Raw genomic sequence first — 16,468 nt, 5'->3', positions numbered from 1 at the left:
TTACACATAATTATTTAAACACTCCAGAGCTATCTGCTTGAGCCAGTACCGGACTAATGGTTCCACCAAAGAGAACTAGGGAAAGGCCAGCGAGTAATAATTTTCGAGTTATGTGCAACATCAAAATCACTCCTATCATTTGTGCCTGTCTGTTTACGGTTAGCCTACCACCAAATTCGTTTAACAGGTTGAAATAGCACCCGATAATTAGTGGTTACTAAGCTTAAATTCCAGTGGTGATCATTTAGCCGCATAAACATTTACTGGCATCTCGAAGACCAGTTTGTCAATTTTTTGGCATTCAAGTTGACACCGTGTCACCGCCATGCTAAACTGCTTACCAGTGACACGATGTCACTTTCGCAAATAGAGAGGAGTCTTTCCATTGCCTTCAACGACTTTTAATCATTTACCAACAGCTAAACAAGACCGCGTGACCGCGGCGTTACTCACCGAATTCTCCGCGCATAGCCTGGCCGATGCCCAAGTGGCGCGGATCGTGGCGAGTGCCGATATTGCCCGGGGTGCCTTTTACAAGTACTTCGATAATCTAACGGATGCTTACCAATATCTCTATCACGTGGCGTTACGCGAGATTCACCGCGATGCCGGTGGGGATGAGCGGACCACGTTTGATGCCGAACGAATCTATCAGGGCGTCGTGGACTTCGTCGATCAGGTCAACGACAGTCAGTACTATGCCTTCATTCGCCGTCACTATGCAGAGAATGAGAGCCTGTTACCCGCCGCCCCCGTCTCGTCACGGCTACCCGCCATTGCTTGGGCTGCCATGGTACTGAGTCACGCGGCCATCAAAGAAATTTTATTAGAACCCACTAGCGAGGCCGCCGTCCGCGAACGTTTGCGGACCACGTTAGCCTTGCTCCAGCCAAAGGAGGACTGACCATGTTTCTAGCATTAAAGGAAATTCGCCACGAGAAACTGCGGTACGGCTTGATTATTGGCATGATCGTCCTGGTCAGCTACCTCGTGTTTGTCCTGAGCGGGCTGGCATACGGCCTCGCTCAGCAGAATACCCAGGCTATTTCATCCTGGAATGCCAGCAAGGTCGTTCTGAATTCAGACGCCAATGATAGCCTGTCGCAATCGCTGATCACCAAGCAGACGGCGGACAAAGTCAAGTTGACTACCCATGAGGCCTACATCGGTCAGGCCGGCGTGGTGGCGAAGGCCAAGGGTCAGGCGAAGTTATCTGCACAATTCTTGGGCATCAATCAGAGCCAGTTTATCTACAAACGGGTCAAGGTAACAAGTGGGCATAAGCCGGTCACTAGTCACCAGATCATGGTCGACGATAGCTTTAAGGACAACGGCTATCGACTGGGCGATAAGGTCACGTTGAACTCGACCGATACGCAGTATAAGATCGTTGGGTTTACGCACAATGCCAAGCTCAGCGTGGCCCCGGTCATCTACGGGACGCTGGGAACTTGGCGGACACTGAGTCACGTGACTACGGCCTTTCAGGCGAGTGGGATCATCACCAATCGCGATAACTTTAAGACCAAGACCAGTGATCTGAGTACGTTGACAATGAGCAAATTCATTAACAAATTACCGGGTTATTCGGCCCAGAACACGACCTTTACCTTCATGATTGGTTTCCTGATGATTATTGCGATGGTGGTGATTGCCGTTTTCCTGTACATTTTAACCATGCAAAAGTTACCCAATTATGCGGTCCTGCGTGCCCAGGGAATTCCAGCCAAGGTATTGGTCACGACGACCGTGAGCCAGGCGCTGATTCTCGTGGTCGGTGGCTTGGCGATTGGGGCAGCGCTGACGTTGGCGACCGTACTGGCGTTGCCGGCGGGGGTGCCGATGAGCTTTAACGTGCCGCTCTTAGCGGGTGTCACCGGTGGGATCTTATTGACCGGCGTCATCGGTGCCTTGATTCCTGTCAAAGTCATTTTAAACGTTGACCCCGTCAGCGTTATGGGAGGTTAGACCATGTCAGTTCTTGAAGTGAAGCACGTGACCAAGACGTTCGGTCACAATACCAATGAAGTTACGGTACTCACGGACGTTAATTTTACGGCGGCCGCTGGCGAGGTTAGCCTGGTAATCGGGCCATCCGGGTCGGGGAAGAGTACCTTCCTGACGATTGCCGGTGGGATTCAGACGCCGACCGCGGGGGATGTTGTGGTCCAAGGCAACGGCCTCAGTCAGCTTTCGGGTAAGGCGCGGGATGCGTTGCGGCTCAACCGAATCGGCTTTATTTTACAGGCCTACAACTTGGTGCCCTATCTGACGGTGAAGGACCAGTTTGCGCTAGTCGACCGGGTCAAGCCCAAGGGTAATCTGAGTGCGGCGGACCTTCGCCATCTCTTGGAAAAATTAGGGATTAGCCAACTGACCAACCAGTATCCAGCTGAGCTTTCCGGTGGGCAGACGCAGCGAGTTGCCATCGCCCGGGCCCTCTACCAGAATCCCGACATCATCCTCGCCGATGAACCTACGGCGGCGCTGGATAGTGAGCGGGTCAAGGTTGTCGGTCAGCTGCTCCACGACCTAGCCAAGGAACACAACAAGGCCATCGTAGTGGTCACCCACGACCTGCGACTCAAGGAGTTTGCGGATAAAACCTATGCCATTATGGATGGGAAGATGACGGTGGCCTAGGTACTTGGGTTGACTGAATGGACACTTTGCCTGAATCTGCCTAAATTTTAAATACAAAATAAAATCCACGTCACCGGCAGACTCGTCAGTGACGTGGATTTTTTATCTAGAGTATTCCTATTCTACTAGTTCTGGTGCCGTGAAATTCAAAATTTTCTTAACGGGATGACTGGCCCGGGTGAAGACGGGAATCGTTTCAACTGGCGTAGCTACGGTGATGGTTTGGCCGCCATCGTAGACCTTTTGTGTGTTGATGTCGATCCACTTTTCACCGGCTGGCAGGTAAATCTGCCGCTGTTGTTCATCGGCGTGTAGGATTGGGGCAACTAGGATGTCCGGGCCAAACATGTACTCGTCGGAGATGTTCCAGGCGGTGTCATCGTGGTTGAAGTCGTAGAAGAGGGGCCGCATGACGGGCGTTCCCTTCTCGTGGGCTTGCTTCATCTGAGCCATGATGTAAGGTCGCATGGCTTCACGCATGAATAGGTATTTCCGCAGGATCTGGTAGGTGGCCTTCGGGTACTTGTAGATTTCGTTGAAGGCCCCGGAGCCAAATGGCTGGCCAAACATCCGGTCGGCGTGTTCAATGGTCTGTTCCGCTGGCTCACGGAAACCGTGAATCCGCATGACGGGGCAGAATGTCCCGAACTGGAACCAACGGGCTAACAACTCGTGGAACTTTGGATCTTCAACGTTGCCGCCGGTGAAGCCGCCGATATCGGTCGTCCACCAGGAGATTCCAGATAAGCCAGCGTTTAAGCCAGCCACGACCTGCTTCTGTAAGGATTCAAAGGTAGAGTGAACGTCGCCGGACCAGAGTAAGGTGCCGAAGCGTTGACTACCGGCCCAGACACAGCGCACCAGGTTGATAATGTCCGTTTGCCCCTCGGCCTTTTGTCCGTCGTAGAAGGCTTTGGCGTAGTCTAATGGATAGATGTTGCTGACCTTTAAGGCCGGTCCGATGTGGTATCTGAAGTGGTCGAAGTCGTACATAAAGCCATATTCAGGCTCCGCTTCGTCCAGCCAGAAGAGGTGAATACCCTTGTCGTAGTAGTGTTGCTTAGCCTTCTGCCAAATGAAGTTACGGGCGCCGGGGTGGGTGGCATCGAAGAAGGTTTCGTTACCCATGAAGTGGTAAGAGTCGTTGTACATCCGTTCGGAGCGGACGAGGTAACCCTTATCCTCCATTTCGTTATAGTTCTCACTGTTGATATCTACGGTTGGCCAAATGGAAACCATGAGCTTGATGCCCATCGACTTAAGCTCATCGACCATAGCCTTAGGATCTGGCCACTTCTTCGGGTCGAATTTCCATTCCCCTTGCTGGGTCCAGTGGAAGAAGTCGATGACGATCACACTGATTGGTAGCCCGCGGTCCTTGTACTCGTGAGCCACCCGCAGCAGTTCGGCTTGGCTACGATAGCGGAGCTTGCATTGCCAGAAACCACTGGCAAAGTCAGGCATCATTGGGACGTGACCAGTAACAGCTGTGTAGGATTCTTCGATGGCGGCTGGCGAGTCATCCGCGGTGATCCAGAAGTCAATCTGGTCGGTGTCTTGGGCCTCCCACTTGGTTTCGTTGTTAGCAAAGGTCACTTGGCCGATAGCGGGGTTATTCCATAGGAAACCGTAGCCGAGGTTAGAAATCACGAAAGGCACATTGGCCTGAGTGTTCCGTTGGGCCAATTCGAGAATACAGCCCTTGAAGTTCAATTGCTTTTCTTGACGTTGGCCCATGCCGAAGATTTTTTCGCCATCGACGGCTTCGAAACGCATGGTAGCGGCATAGTCCCCACCGATGATGGGCTTGAGCTCACGGCCGGGAATGCCGAGTGGACTAGTCTTGTGACCGCCGGGCTTGACTTGCCAGCGTTCTTCCAATAGGGTTTTACCCGTCTGATCGGTAAACGTCAGCCAACCAAATTTGTTGATGCTGGCCGTCAGATGGCCATTTTGAATCGCACCAGTATCGTCAGTGATCGTTACCTTTGCCTGGTCTTGACCGCTCACGGATTGGGTAAGTGCCCAGTCCTGGTCGGCCGCAAAGTCAGCTTTCTTTGTCACTCGAACCCGCAAGCTATTAGCGCCCCACGGTTCAACCAGAATTTGTTCGGCCGCGTGGGTCCAATAGAGTTTGTGTGTATGATCTTCAATAATTGCCATAAATTAATCAGTCTCCTTAGTTTGTAAATGCCGTTGCTTTAAGTCAGCAGCGATTTTGTCTTCCATCCGTTCGTATTTCCCGTAGAACAACACTGGAATCAGGGCGCAGGCAAACAGGAGGATGGAAACCCAGATGAAACTTAATTTAATTCCGAATAGGGAACGGGCCGTCTGAACGTGATTAGCCACGTAACCGAAGTGGGCCAGAATCATTGAGGGGATGAAGCCAGCGAGGCCACTCCCCATCTTGATACAGAAGGAACTGCCCAGCGCGGTCAGAATCCCAGAGGAGTGAATCCCAGTCTTCCATTCACCAAAGTCCACGGCTTGGCTCAGCATGGAGAATGGCATGGTAACGGCGACTCCGGAGCCCATGTTCCCAAAGATCCAACCGAACAGTGCGGTGGGAACGTTATGACCAGCGGCTAACACAATGAGTTGGCCAATGATAGCGATGATGAATCCAGCTGACCAGATCTGCGTCTTGGAGAATCGCTTATTCAGCCAAGGAATCAGAAGAATCATGAAGAGCTGGAGTGAAGCTAACGAATTGAACAGGGAAACTAAGCCCTTGTCGTTAAAGTTATAAGTGAAGTAGTAAACCAACGTGGAGTTCCGGTTGGTATAAGCCATCCAGTAGAATAAATTACTGATAACGATGATGACCCAGGGCCAGTTACCCTTGATGGCTTTGACACTCTTGTTGATTGGCACTTTCTTAACCGAAACGGGAACCCGTTCCTTAACAACCGTGAAGGCATGTAGCGTAATAATTAGGAAGATAATAGCAACGACGACGATTAAGAAACGGAAGCCGACGGTGTCATTGCCCTTACCAAGGAAGGCAACGACGGGCAGGCAAGCTGCGTTAATCAGGAAGCCCCCCAATTGTGAACCAACCAATCGCCAGGAGTTAGCCTTCAGGCGTTCTTCTGGGACTCGTGACAGCGATGGTAAGATTGACGTCAGTGGCGTGTTGATCCCGGTGTAGAGAATCCCGGAAAGAATGTAGGTGACGGCACACCAGATAATCTTTTGCTTGTAGGGCAAGCTAGGGTTCCAGAACATCAGGACGGATGAAATGGCGAATGGAAATGCTACCCACAGGAAGTAGGGGCGTGATCGACCGTATTTAGAATGAGTAATATCAATCAAAGCTCCCCAGATTGGGGCATCGATTGCATCGAAGCCCCGGGCAATCAGGAGAATCACCCCAGCAACAGTTACAGGAATCTTGGCGACATCGGTGTAAAAGTAGAGCAGATAGCTACTGATCAAGAAATAAATAAGAACCTGGGCAAAGTTTAGACTGGCATAATTGAACATTTCATAATTGCTTAGGAATTGTTTTGCTTTCTTTTTCATGTTGAAGTTCACCTCAAATTTTCTGGTCTACTCGAGAAGACAGTTATATTGTACACGCTTTCACTAAATGGTCGAAACTGATATAATGATAGAAAAAGTGGACGATTTTGAATAGAGTCGCAAAATTGGTGGATGATGTTCAGATAAAAGTGCAGATAGGTGGACTATTTCTCAGGGAGAAAAGGCGAAGGTGGACAAAATACAGATGAGTGAAAACGAACCAATTACGATTTTGAATAGTGATCGCCCGTTCCATCACTTTGTGGCGGGGCGGTATACGGCTAAGCAGGGCTGGCAGCATCAGACAACGACACTCAATGATAATTATGAGTTAATCATTGGCGTGAAGGGGGTTGCCTACCTCGACGTGAATGGTACGAAGCATGAATTGGTTCGAGGAAAATTCATGCTCGTACCGGCGGGAGCAACGGTGACGGGCTATGAAAAATCCGATGTAGATGTAGAGTATTACTGGTTTCACTTCTACCCTAAGGATCGGGTAGCTACGATGGCGCGCGAGCAATTACTGGCTGCGTTGGATGACCGTGATCGGTTGAGCCGAATCATTAATTATGCGATATTGCCGGCGGAATACACGATTGACAACTTTGATAATATCTTGGCAAGTGCCAATGAGGTTCTCGCAATTTCGCAGGAGATTAATTACACGGATGCCATCATGTCCTACAGTGTGACGAAACTAGCCTTGCAAATTTCAAACGATTTTATTAATTCTCTCCATCGGTTGGTCAAGGAGAATCCTAAGGCACGGTTGATCAAGGACTGGATTCGGGCTAACTTGGATTATGCGTTGGGCGTTAAGGATGTGGCAGCGCATTTTGATTTGAACTATCGTTATCTGAGTCAACTCCTGAAGACGGAGACTGGTTTTACCGTGGAAAATTACATCATCTTTCTAAAAATCAACATTGCCAAGCGCCTCTTGCTGGAGTCTAATCTGCCTTTAAAAGTGATTGCCGATCGGGCTTACTTCAATGATGAGAAGTACTTTTTGCGGTTATTTAAGAAGAAGGTGGGTGTGACGCCTACAAACTATCGGAAGAACTATATGAAGGGGTTCCTGGTAACTGGGAATCAGCCAGCAAATAAAAATGAATAATAGTGATCGGCACACAATCCTTTTAAGCCGGGATTATGTGCCGATTTTTGGCTGTTATATACAGAGAATTGTATTTTTTTGAACAACTTTTTGGTCTAGACAATTGCGTCTCGACCCAAGAACGGGTAAAATGTTTTTTGGAAACGGTTACATAAATAATTTGATAGAGACGTTTGTGAACAGTGGAGGATGACAATAAGATGAATCGACACTTAAGTACCTTCTTTATTTTTACTTTCGGCGCACTTGGTGGATTATTGTTTGGATTTGATACGGGGATTATTTCTGGAGCGTCACCACTGATTGAAAATAACTTTAGCTTGAACATCGCTCAGACGGGGTTCATCACGTCTTCCGTCCTGATTGGTTCGTCCGTTGGGGCACTGGGCGTTGGGCCACTGGCCGATCGGTATGGACGGAAACGCCTGCTGATTCTGGCGGCGATCCTCTTCTTACTCGGGTCATCGTTATCGATGGTCGCCATTGGTTTCTGGTCAATGGTCGTTGCCCGGATCATCCTGGGGCTGGCCGTTGGGTCGGCGTCAGCGTTGACGCCAGCCTACCTGACTGAATTGGCACCCGCAGAACGGCGGGGTTCATTGGGGACGTTGTTCCAACTGATGATTACGTTGGGGATTCTGTTGGCCTACGTTTCTAACCTGAGCTTCCTCGACCACAACCTGTTGGGTATCCGGGATTGGCGGTGGATGCTGGGGTCCGCGTTGATTCCAGCGGCACTGCTGTTAATTGGGGGCTTGCTCTTACCTGAATCGCCACGGTTCTTGGCCGAACAAGGTAAGAATGACCAAGCGCTCAGCGTTTTGAAAATGTTGCGGAAGAATACGACGGATGACCCCTCGGCCGAGCTGGCAGAGATCAAGGTCGTTGCCAGTCAGCCTAAGGGTGGCCTGAAGGAACTCTTCACGGTCGCCCGGCCCGCCGTTATTGTGGCGGTCGGCATTATGTTGCTGCAGCAATTGGTCGGGATCAACTCCGTTATTTACTTCCTGCCGCAAGTCTTCATCAAAGGCTTTGGTTTTGCGGAGGGCAGCGCCATCTGGATCTCCGTGGGGATTGGGATCGTGAACTTTGTCGTGACGGTCCTTGCCACCTTCATCATGGATAAATTCAATCGACGGACGTTCCTGATGTTTGGGTCGATCGTCATGGCGGTCTCACTGGGAATCTTAGCCGTGATGAACTTTACCATGGATATTCACACGACGGCCATTCCAACCATGATTCTCATTGCCGTTTACATCTTTGGGTTCGCCATTTCCTGGGGGCCCATCGCCTGGGTAACGATTGGTGAAATCTTCCCGTTGAGCGTTCGAGGTATCGGGTCGTCCATCGGGTCAGCGGCTAACTGGATCGGAAACTTCTTGGTTTCACAGTTCTTCCTGGTCATGTTGGCCTACTTCCACAACAACGTGGGGGGACCATTTGCCGTGTTCGCCGTCTTTGCCGTCCTCTCCATGTTCTTCGTTCACTACCTGGTTCCTGAAACGCGGGGCAAGTCACTGGAAGAAATCGAAATGGAATTACGGCATCAAGAGAAACAAAAGTCAGAAAATTAACGGGTTTCACTGAGAGGATTGGTGGCAGACGAACAGGTCTGACCAATCCTTTCCTGTTTTCAGGAAACGGTGATAAAATTAAAAATGAAAGCGCATTACTAAGGAGTGAATTGCATGTCAGATTTTAATCGTGATAGTTTTTCATTAAAGGGTCAGGTCGCCATCGTTACCGGTGGTGCCCGGGGGCTCGGTAAGTTCTACACCACGGCACTGTCCCTGTACGGTGCCGATGTAATGGTCGTGAGTCGCACGCAGAATGGCTGGGATGAGATCCGTCAGGTCGTTGAGAAGAACGGTCAACGTGTTGGTTTCTTCCAGCAAGACGTGACCGCACCGGGCGCGGCTGACCAGATCATCGCCGCCACCCTCAAGGAATTTGACCACTTTGATATTCTGGTCAACAATGCCGGGGTCATTATCAGAAATGATGTGCTCGACTACAAGGATGAGGATTGGCAGAAGGTCATCGATATTAACCTGAACGCCACCTATTACCTGTCGCACGCCGCTGCCAAGGTCTTGACCAAGCAGAAGCACGGGAAGATCATCAACATTGGGTCCATGCTGTCTTACCGGGCTGGGAAATATATCTTCCCCTACACGGCCAGCAAGCACGCTGTGTTAGGTTTGACGCGGGCGTATGCCGATGCCTTAGCTAAGGATAACGTCCAAGTAAATGGGTTAGCACCCGGTTACATTAGTACCGACATGACGAAGGCGCTGCAAGAAGATCCCGTTCGTGGGCCAGAAATTGCCGCCCATATTCCAAGTGGGGACTGGGGTGTTCCGGCTGATCTGATGGGTCCCATGATTTTCTTGGCCAGCCACGCTTCAGATTACGTGACCGGGGTCATGGTACCGGTCGATGGCGGGTACCTACTGCGGTAATTGCGCGAGTAAACGCTGCGCGGTTTGTTTTAAAATAGTAATCAGAGGCGTCGGGGCTTGCACTATGCAGGCACCGGCGCCTAAGTATAGGTACCACCGGCTAAAATCGGTGAGCTGTTGCAGGTCGGTTGGTGCCACCCGGCATTCCAGAATTGCCGTTTGTTGAAAGGCATCCTGATACTGCAACGCCGCGGTTGGATGGGGATGGTTGTGCCACTGTTGAATGGCATCAGCGTCTAAAGTCAATTTCACGTTGGGCTGCGGCTGGGCTTGTTTGATGGCGGCTTCGATGGCTGCGGGTTGGAGGATCTCCTCCTGGGCGACGGGTGCCACAGCTGTCAGCCGATCGATGGCAATTTGGACTAAGCGGTGGCCGGTCAGATCCCAGGCGTCCACGTACCAGTTGGCTTGGCGGCTGAAGACGTGGCGGATCCAGACGGTCTGGGTTGTGGTCGCGGTAGTCAGGATGAGTTGTCGCGTTGTCAGACAGGCATTCAGTAAGGGCTTCAGTAGGGCTGGCGCGTAGTCGGTGAGCTCAGTCAGCTTGGGGTTGCGGGGATTGGTATGGTCAAAGACTAGAAGTTCCTGCAGCGTGAGTAGGTTGTCCTGCTGGGCCTGAGAGGCAATTGCCACCAGCTTTTCCGTTAGGGTATTGCGGTTCTGCAGGTAGGGCAGTTGGGTATTGAGAGTCGCCAGAAAACTGACGAACAGGGCCTTGAGCTCTTCGCTGTTGAACTGGACGGCCGGTAGTAATTGGTTCTGTAAGACCGCGTAGCCGCCGTCTCGGCCGACACTTGCCGTCAGCGGCATACCCAATTCCTGGATGGTATTGAGGTCGCGGATGACGGTACTGCGTGAAACATTAAATTGAGTCATCAGTTCGCGAATTGTAAAGTATTGGCGGTTATTGATGTAGCGCATCATGGTATTGATACGATCAGTTTTGTTCATGAGTAATTTTTCTCCTAACAGTGTCAGTTTTTGAAACTATTAGACCGTATACTGAGTCTATCATCTTAAGGAGGCTACAACAATATGGCAGATTACACAATTGAAACGAAAGCAGCATTCACGGTATTAGGGATTGGTACGGTTCTTACTGGCGGTTTTCCAGAAATGGGTCAACAGAAGGCGGTCTTTTGGCAGAAAATTAATGCCGAGCACGCTCTGGACAGTTTAGTCGGCGTGAATGACTACCCCTTTGCCGTCAATGAAGCCGTCAATGGTAAGTTCTGTTACTACGCCGGCCGCGAAGTTGCGGCCGACACGGTGGTCGCTGATGGTCAACGACTGATTGCATTTCCAGCCGGCAAGTACCTGGTGATCAAGGGGACGGCGGCGGACCAGATGGGCCTGTACAATGCTCTGGAAGGACCGGCTTTCGGTGAAATCCTGCCACAATTGACTGATTACGCCTACGTTGGTGGGCCCAACACGTCTTATGTCACGGGTACCGACGCTGACGGCGTTCATGGCGAGATGCTCGTTCCATTGGTTGAAAAGTAATATGAGAGCGGGACAAAAGGTAGCTATCTTTTGTCCGTATAAAATTGAACAGCGTTAGGGTCTGAGATTCTGTCTCAAGCTCTTTTTGGCAAAGGAGGTTGTTTCACGTGAAACATGAATGGCGTAAGGTCGAAAAGGACTGGTATCTTCCTAAGAGACCAACATTATTGACGTTGCCCAAGCTGAATTTTATCACCTTGGCGGGGACGGGTGATCCCAATCAACCGCAATTTAGCGAGCAGATTGGGGCACTCTATCCTGTGGCCTATGATCTGCGGATGGCGTTGAAACGCGGTGATTTGGGAACGCCTTACGAATATACCGTGTATCCATTGGAAGGCGTTTGGACCACCGACGATGGGTCACGTGGGGCGGAACTGAATAAGTCTGCGCTACGCTATAAGATTATGCTCCGGCAACCGGACCGACTGACGGCCGTCGATTTTCAGGCGAGTCTGGCGCGGGTCCAGGCGAAAAAGCAGAATCCCTGGTTGACGGCGCTGAAGTGGGAGACCTATGAAGAGGGCCAAGTCCTCCAGACGATTCATCAGGGACCGTTTGATGACGAGCCGGTCACGTTTGCTCAGCTACAGCAGGTATTGGCTGACCAGAAGCTCAAGGTGATTCCCACGATGGGCGACTACTGGCACCGTGAAATCTATCTGACCGATACTCGTCGGACGGCACCGGAAAAGGCGAAGACGGTACTCCGATATCGGGTTGCTCCGCAATAATCAGAGACAGCAAAAAGGACCATCTCAGTGAGATGATCCTTTTCGTCGTGTTAACTAATAGTTTTCAACCGACTACAGGAAGTGGCGGCTTCCCGCAATCAACGATTACTTTTTATTCAGCGTCGTAGGCAGCTTGGAAGATCTTGATGATGTCTTCCTTAGTTCCCTTGCGAGGGTTAGAGAAGGCGTTCCCGTCCTTCAAGGCATTTTCGGCCATCAGTTCGAAGTCTTCTGGCTTAGCACCGATTTCCTTGATGGAAGTTGGAATACCAACATCTTGTGACATTTGCTTCATGGCCTTGATGGACAATTCAGCGGCGTCACGCGTGGACAAACCAGTGGTGTCTTCACCCATGATTTCAGCCAATTGGGCGAAACGTTCTGGGCAAGCGATGATGTTGTATTGTTCAACGTAAGGCAAGAGCAATGCACAGCAAACACCGTGTGGGGCATCGTATTGGCCACCGAGTTGGTGAGCCATGGCGTGAACGTAACCTAAGTTGGCGTTGTTGAAGGCCATCCCGGCTAACATTTCAGCTTCGACCATCTTGGTCCGAGCATCTAGGTTGTGACCGTTAGCAACGGATTCACGTAAGGAACCTTCAATCAACTTGATGGCTTCGATACATTGTGAGTCGGTGATTGGGTTGTGGTCAACGGACACGTATGGTTCGATGGCTTGGACGAAGGCGTCCATCCCAGTTGCGGCAGTCAAGTTCTTAGGAATGTCGAGCATCAGAGTAGGGTCGTTGAAGGAAACCAACGGAATGTTCCGCCATGAAACGACCACGAACTTCAAGTGGGTTTCTTCGTTTGTGATAACGGCGTGACGGGTCAATTCGGAACCAGTCCCGGCAGTCGTGTTAACGGCAATCAGTGGTGGTAAGGCGTGGTCGAGCGTTTCGATCCCGGCTAACTTGGTAATGTCGTCGCCGTTGGTCAAAATGTCACCAGCACCCTTACCAGTATCGTGAGCGGAGCCCCCACCAATGGTGATGATGGAGTCGGCTTCAGCTTCTTCATAAAGTTTCTTAACTTCTTTGATATTCCGGATCTTTGGGTTGGGTTCAACGTTATCGTAAATAACGTAGTCCACACCAGCCGCTTCAAGAGAAGCAATGGTTTGTTGAACGGCACCATTTTCCATGCTTTCGAGAATCTTCCCAGTCACGATGACGGGCTTCTTCATCCCTAACATCTTTGCACGTTCACCAATCTTGCTAATTACGCCAGGGCCAAAAAAGTTGACACTGGGCATAAGAAAGTCATAACTACGTTCAGCCATAATTCAATTTTCCCTCTTTCAGAAGTTTTGAAAATCCTTAGTACCAATTTCACAAAGTAATTATAACTTAGGTGATTACAGTTTGCAATAGGTTTCGCCCATTTTGTCATTTACGAGGGGTGTGCAACCGGATTAAATGTTGACAGATGGGCGATTTACGAATACGTAATAAAAATAAAATTATGACTATCTAGCGGTATTTTGTGATAATGAAAAAGCTAACAAGTTGACTAGTCAACACAAAAACAGCTGATGGTTAAGTACCTATTTGGCAAAACAAATTCGCCAGGGGCATGTTTCTTTCATCAAGATGGTTATAATGAAAGTATCTTAGCAGGTGAGAAGGAATGGGTATGAAGGATTTGGATGCGCATCGCCGTAGTGAGCAGGCTGTGTGGCACGCTCGCCAACAGACTGAACTGGCGAAATTGAAGGGTGCCCAGCGACATTTGGTGTTAAATGTTGGGGCGTACCTGGCAATTTCGGTGATTGAATTTTATCTCGCCATCATCGGGCACTCGCAGACGTTGCGGGCGGATGCGTTTAATAATTTGTCAGGAATCATTGCGTCCGTCCTCTTAATGGTTGGCCTCTACATTGCTCGGGATATTCACGACGATGATCTGATGGGGCAACCATTGCCAGAGGATTTTGAAAATAGTGGCCAGCGTCTGCAGCTGACGCGGTTTCACTACGAGACCGTCTTCACCCTGATTACCGGATTAGTAATGATCGTCATTGCCGCTAGTGTTATCTTTTCCGGGATCAAGAGTCTGATGCATACGGATACGCAGGAGATTCCCCGAGCAATCACGCTGATTGGAGCCGGGATTGCGACGGTCATCATGCTGGGAGTCTGGTGGCTGAACCGGCGAGCAGGTCGAAAGCTTCAGAATGCGGCGTTGACGGCCGCTGCTCAGGATAGTTTGAGTGATGCCGTAACCAGTCTGGGGACGATGGTGGCCATTGGCGGTGCACTGTTCTTCAAGCTGAGTTGGTTGGATGGCATGGCCAGTATTCTAGTTGGGTTCTTTCTGCTCGCCTCGGGAATTAAGATCTTTCGCGAGAGTAGTCTGAACTTGGCTGACTACTTCGATCCCCAAGTCGAAGACCGGTTTCGGCAAGCCGCTGAGGATTTTCCAGAGGTCGAACGGGTTCTGGAATTGAAGGCCCACTACAACGGGAACGTGGTGACGCTGGAATTGGTGATTGCGGTCGACCCGCACATGGAAGTCCAGGACAGCTACCGTTTAGGGGAAGAAATTGAGACGGCGATGCGCTTGCAGTTTGGAATTGTGGATACCGACGTGATGGCGGTACCGGCAAGTTAGATAATGATATGAGGAAGGGCACTCGGTCGATTGGCTGAGTGCCCTTTTATTTGGAAAAACTTTTAGTTTAGGTTTCAGTTTACAGGTGACCAGAAATTAGTAAGTAGAAGGCTCATATAATTATTAATATATAATTAATAGTTATATGAGCCTTGATATTACTGTCAAATGTGAGAGCCATTCCGCACAAGCTCGTTAATTATTCCGTAACAGCTCCCGCAAAGAAGGGCTCCGTCACCGTTAACGCCTTCGCCGTGCAGTCCAATTCCGCCGTCAGGCCATAGGGCAGGGCGGTTCGGGGATAGGCGTGACCAAAATTGAAGTTGGTCATGATGGGCGTATTTAGGTCGCTAGTCGTGGTCAGCAGGGCCTGGCAATAGGCGTCATAGTAGCGCTCGTTCTGTGGTTTACCGGTGATAATGGCACGAACGTTACCAAGGATACCAACATCCTTGAGATTTTGTAGCATCGTTTGGTAGGCGGCCGGCGTCGGTTGCTCCTCACTGGTTTCTAGGAAGAGAATCTTGTCACGCCAGGTATCGGGGGCCGGCAACAAGCCGTATTTCCGGGCAATCACTGGCTCGTCGGGGTAGCGGGTGTCCGTCAGCAAGCTGTTGAGACTGTCGATACAGCCACCCAGGAGGCGACCCGTGACGTGGCCCGTTCCGCGAAGCACCTCGTAGCCACGAGTCTCAGGATGACTACGCCGTGGTGTGTCCAGTGCGGCTGGCGAAAAGTCAGTGCGCTCCTCGTACCAAATGGAACTGCTGGTAATTGCCGTGGTGGCTGGGTTCTGGAAGTAATGGGCTAACGTCTGTCGCGTGTAAGGCAGCAGTTCCGGTCCCAATTCGGCTAAGTCGTTCAGCAGATTCGGTCCATAGTAAGTCGTGAGGCCCAATCGATACAGCATCAAGTGGTCGACGGTGGTGTCTGAAAATCCAGTGAATAGTTTGGGGTGCGTCTGAACGGCTGCAATGAATTCCGGATCGTCCAGTAAGTAGGGGGCTAGGCGGTAGGTATCGATCCCACCGATGGCACAGATGATTCCCTTGATTTGGGGATTGGTGAAGGCCATTTTCAGGTCGGCGGCGCGGGCTTCCGGGTGTGCTTCAAGATAGTCGAGACCCTTGAGCGCGTTAGGCATGGTGACCGGGATGAGTCCCAGTTCTCGCAGGCGTTGTTGGCCGCGAGCGAGCTCGTGGGCGGCGAAATTCTCGCCCAGAACACCACTGGAGAGGCTGACAATGGCAATGTGATCGCCGATGTTTAACGGATAAGGTTTGAGCATGAGCAGACCTCCTCAACGAATAAAATTATCGTTATTCTACGCCTTTTAAGAGAGAATTTCCATGGTTACCAAAAGGTGCCTACTCCCCCAAAAGCGTCTATTGCGGTAAGATAGGAAAAAACGCTGGGAGGTCATCACGTGAAGAAGTCATATAATAATGGGGTTGAAGCTACTTTAGGTGTTATTAGTGGTAAGTGGAAGCCCCAACTGCTCTGCCATTTGGGCAACCGGCCACAGCGGACGTGTGATCTCCGCCAAGAGTTGCCGGCGATCTCGCAAAAAGTTCTGACGCAACAGCTGCGAGAACTTGAAGACGATGGCATCATCAAGCGACTGGTGTACGGTGACCGGGCACCCTTTAAGGTAGTCTACGAGCTGACAGATTTGGGGCGTTCGCTGGGCCAAATCTTGGTGCAGATGTCGCTGTGGGGTGAGCAGCGGGCCAGTCAGGTGCCGGAGATGGAAATTCAAAACGATCATGATGGGTTTGCTAAATTATTGCAAAATTAGTGGGAGGCACTTCAAAGTGCCTTCTTTTTTTATGCTCAGTAAGCCCTTATGCTAGGTG

15 protein-coding genes are annotated in these 16,468 nt (G+C 50.5%); 10 read left to right on the top strand and 5 right to left on the bottom strand.

The window, feature by feature from the left end:
- The first annotated feature begins 385 nt into the window (after window positions 1-385).
- Genes FD07_RS08695 through FD07_RS12370 form a run of 3 tightly spaced genes read left to right on the top strand, consistent with a single transcriptional unit; the run spans window position 386 to window position 2,643 of the window.
- Entirely contained in the window at window positions 386-904 is a 519-nt protein-coding gene (locus tag FD07_RS08695) for a TetR/AcrR family transcriptional regulator (RefSeq protein WP_020089891.1), read from the top strand.
- 2 nt (window positions 905-906) lie between these two features.
- The gene (locus FD07_RS12375; RefSeq protein ID WP_020089890.1) at window positions 907-1,968 is read left to right on the top strand and encodes an ABC transporter permease; all 1,062 of its coding nucleotides are present in this window, start codon (window positions 907-909) and stop codon (window positions 1,966-1,968) included.
- A 3-nt stretch (window positions 1,969-1,971) separates the two neighbouring features.
- Window positions 1,972-2,643 carry an ABC transporter ATP-binding protein gene (locus FD07_RS12370; RefSeq protein WP_020089889.1) on the top strand — a complete coding sequence of 224 codons (672 nt, stop codon included), beginning with the start codon at window positions 1,972-1,974 and terminating at the stop codon, window positions 2,641-2,643.
- 117 nt (window positions 2,644-2,760) lie between these two features.
- On the opposite strand, the gene FD07_RS08680 is transcribed toward FD07_RS12370, so the two are convergent.
- Both FD07_RS08680 and FD07_RS08675 read right to left on the bottom strand, forming a co-directional pair.
- Complete coding sequence (locus FD07_RS08680) at window positions 2,761-4,806, bottom strand: glycoside hydrolase family 31 protein (RefSeq protein WP_020089888.1); 2,046 nt, start codon at window positions 4,804-4,806, stop codon at window positions 2,761-2,763.
- A 3-nt stretch (window positions 4,807-4,809) separates the two neighbouring features.
- Window positions 4,810-6,171, bottom strand: a complete 1,362-nt coding sequence (locus tag FD07_RS08675) for a glycoside-pentoside-hexuronide (GPH):cation symporter (RefSeq protein WP_020089887.1) — start codon at window positions 6,169-6,171, stop codon at window positions 4,810-4,812.
- Between the two features lie 205 nt (window positions 6,172-6,376).
- Between FD07_RS08675 and FD07_RS08670 the strand changes: the two genes are divergently transcribed.
- The 3 genes from FD07_RS08670 (at window position 6,377) to FD07_RS08660 (ending at window position 9,756) form a co-directional block, all read left to right on the top strand.
- Window positions 6,377-7,291: an AraC family transcriptional regulator gene (locus tag FD07_RS08670; RefSeq protein ID WP_020089886.1), complete on the top strand. Its 915-nt coding sequence runs from the start codon at window positions 6,377-6,379 to the stop codon at window positions 7,289-7,291.
- A gap of 200 nt (window positions 7,292-7,491) precedes the next feature.
- Window positions 7,492-8,868, top strand: coding sequence for a sugar porter family MFS transporter (locus tag FD07_RS08665; RefSeq protein WP_020089885.1), 1,377 nt, complete (start codon window positions 7,492-7,494; stop codon window positions 8,866-8,868).
- Window positions 8,869-8,982: 114 nt separating this feature from the next.
- Complete coding sequence (locus FD07_RS08660) at window positions 8,983-9,756, top strand: SDR family oxidoreductase (RefSeq protein ID WP_020089884.1); 774 nt, start codon at window positions 8,983-8,985, stop codon at window positions 9,754-9,756.
- Here the strand turns inward: FD07_RS08660 and FD07_RS08655 are convergent.
- The gene (locus FD07_RS08655) at window positions 9,745-10,707 is read right to left on the bottom strand and encodes a helix-turn-helix transcriptional regulator (RefSeq protein WP_020089883.1); all 963 of its coding nucleotides are present in this window, start codon (window positions 10,705-10,707) and stop codon (window positions 9,745-9,747) included. The genes FD07_RS08660 and FD07_RS08655 overlap by 12 nt on opposite strands.
- An 84-nt stretch (window positions 10,708-10,791) precedes the next feature.
- On the opposite strand from FD07_RS08655, the gene FD07_RS08650 reads away from it, so the two are divergent.
- A complete protein-coding gene (locus FD07_RS08650) occupies window positions 10,792-11,262 on the top strand; it encodes a GyrI-like domain-containing protein (protein ID WP_020089882.1) in 471 nt (156 codons plus the stop codon).
- Between the two features lie 107 nt (window positions 11,263-11,369).
- Window positions 11,370-11,996, top strand: a complete 627-nt coding sequence (locus FD07_RS08645) for a GyrI-like domain-containing protein (protein ID WP_020089881.1) — start codon at window positions 11,370-11,372, stop codon at window positions 11,994-11,996.
- A gap of 112 nt (window positions 11,997-12,108) precedes the next feature.
- On the opposite strand, the gene FD07_RS08640 is transcribed toward FD07_RS08645, so the two are convergent.
- On the bottom strand, window positions 12,109-13,281 hold the full coding sequence (locus FD07_RS08640) for an iron-containing alcohol dehydrogenase (RefSeq protein WP_020089880.1): 1,173 nt from the start codon (window positions 13,279-13,281) through the stop codon (window positions 12,109-12,111).
- Window positions 13,282-13,634: 353 nt separating this feature from the next.
- Between FD07_RS08640 and FD07_RS08635 the strand changes: the two genes are divergently transcribed.
- Entirely contained in the window at window positions 13,635-14,612 is a 978-nt protein-coding gene (locus tag FD07_RS08635) for a cation diffusion facilitator family transporter (RefSeq protein ID WP_020089879.1), read from the top strand.
- Between the two features lie 199 nt (window positions 14,613-14,811).
- On the opposite strand, the gene FD07_RS08630 is transcribed toward FD07_RS08635, so the two are convergent.
- On the bottom strand, window positions 14,812-15,900 hold the full coding sequence (locus tag FD07_RS08630) for a S66 family peptidase (protein WP_020089878.1): 1,089 nt from the start codon (window positions 15,898-15,900) through the stop codon (window positions 14,812-14,814).
- 138 nt (window positions 15,901-16,038) lie between these two features.
- On the opposite strand from FD07_RS08630, the gene FD07_RS08625 reads away from it, so the two are divergent.
- A complete protein-coding gene (locus FD07_RS08625; RefSeq protein WP_020089877.1) occupies window positions 16,039-16,410 on the top strand; it encodes a winged helix-turn-helix transcriptional regulator in 372 nt (123 codons plus the stop codon).
- Window positions 16,411-16,468: the final 58 nt, after the last annotated feature.

The sequence above is a fragment of the Levilactobacillus parabrevis ATCC 53295 genome (assembly GCF_001434055.1).
GTDB classification, from domain to species: domain Bacteria; phylum Bacillota; class Bacilli; order Lactobacillales; family Lactobacillaceae; genus Levilactobacillus; species Levilactobacillus parabrevis.
Note: the sequence above shows the minus strand (reverse complement) of the source record. Positions and strands in the feature narration are given on the sequence as shown.

Coding starts and splice junctions, on each gene's coding strand:
- FD07_RS08670 (WP_020089886.1), top strand. CDS start 6,377: ATGAGTGAAAACGAACCAATTACGATTTTGAATAGTGATCGCCCGTTC.
- FD07_RS08655 (WP_020089883.1), bottom strand. CDS start 10,707: ATGAACAAAACTGATCGTATCAATACCATGATGCGCTACATCAATAAC.
- FD07_RS08680 (WP_020089888.1), bottom strand. CDS start 4,806: ATGGCAATTATTGAAGATCATACACACAAACTCTATTGGACCCACGCG.
- FD07_RS08660 (WP_020089884.1), top strand. CDS start 8,983: ATGTCAGATTTTAATCGTGATAGTTTTTCATTAAAGGGTCAGGTCGCC.
- FD07_RS12370 (WP_020089889.1), top strand. CDS start 1,972: ATGTCAGTTCTTGAAGTGAAGCACGTGACCAAGACGTTCGGTCACAAT.
- FD07_RS12375 (WP_020089890.1), top strand. CDS start 907: ATGTTTCTAGCATTAAAGGAAATTCGCCACGAGAAACTGCGGTACGGC.
- FD07_RS08665 (WP_020089885.1), top strand. CDS start 7,492: ATGAATCGACACTTAAGTACCTTCTTTATTTTTACTTTCGGCGCACTT.
- FD07_RS08640 (WP_020089880.1), bottom strand. CDS start 13,281: ATGGCTGAACGTAGTTATGACTTTCTTATGCCCAGTGTCAACTTTTTT.
- FD07_RS08675 (WP_020089887.1), bottom strand. CDS start 6,171: ATGAAAAAGAAAGCAAAACAATTCCTAAGCAATTATGAAATGTTCAAT.
- FD07_RS08650 (WP_020089882.1), top strand. CDS start 10,792: ATGGCAGATTACACAATTGAAACGAAAGCAGCATTCACGGTATTAGGG.
- FD07_RS08635 (WP_020089879.1), top strand. CDS start 13,635: ATGAAGGATTTGGATGCGCATCGCCGTAGTGAGCAGGCTGTGTGGCAC.
- FD07_RS08630 (WP_020089878.1), bottom strand. CDS start 15,900: ATGCTCAAACCTTATCCGTTAAACATCGGCGATCACATTGCCATTGTC.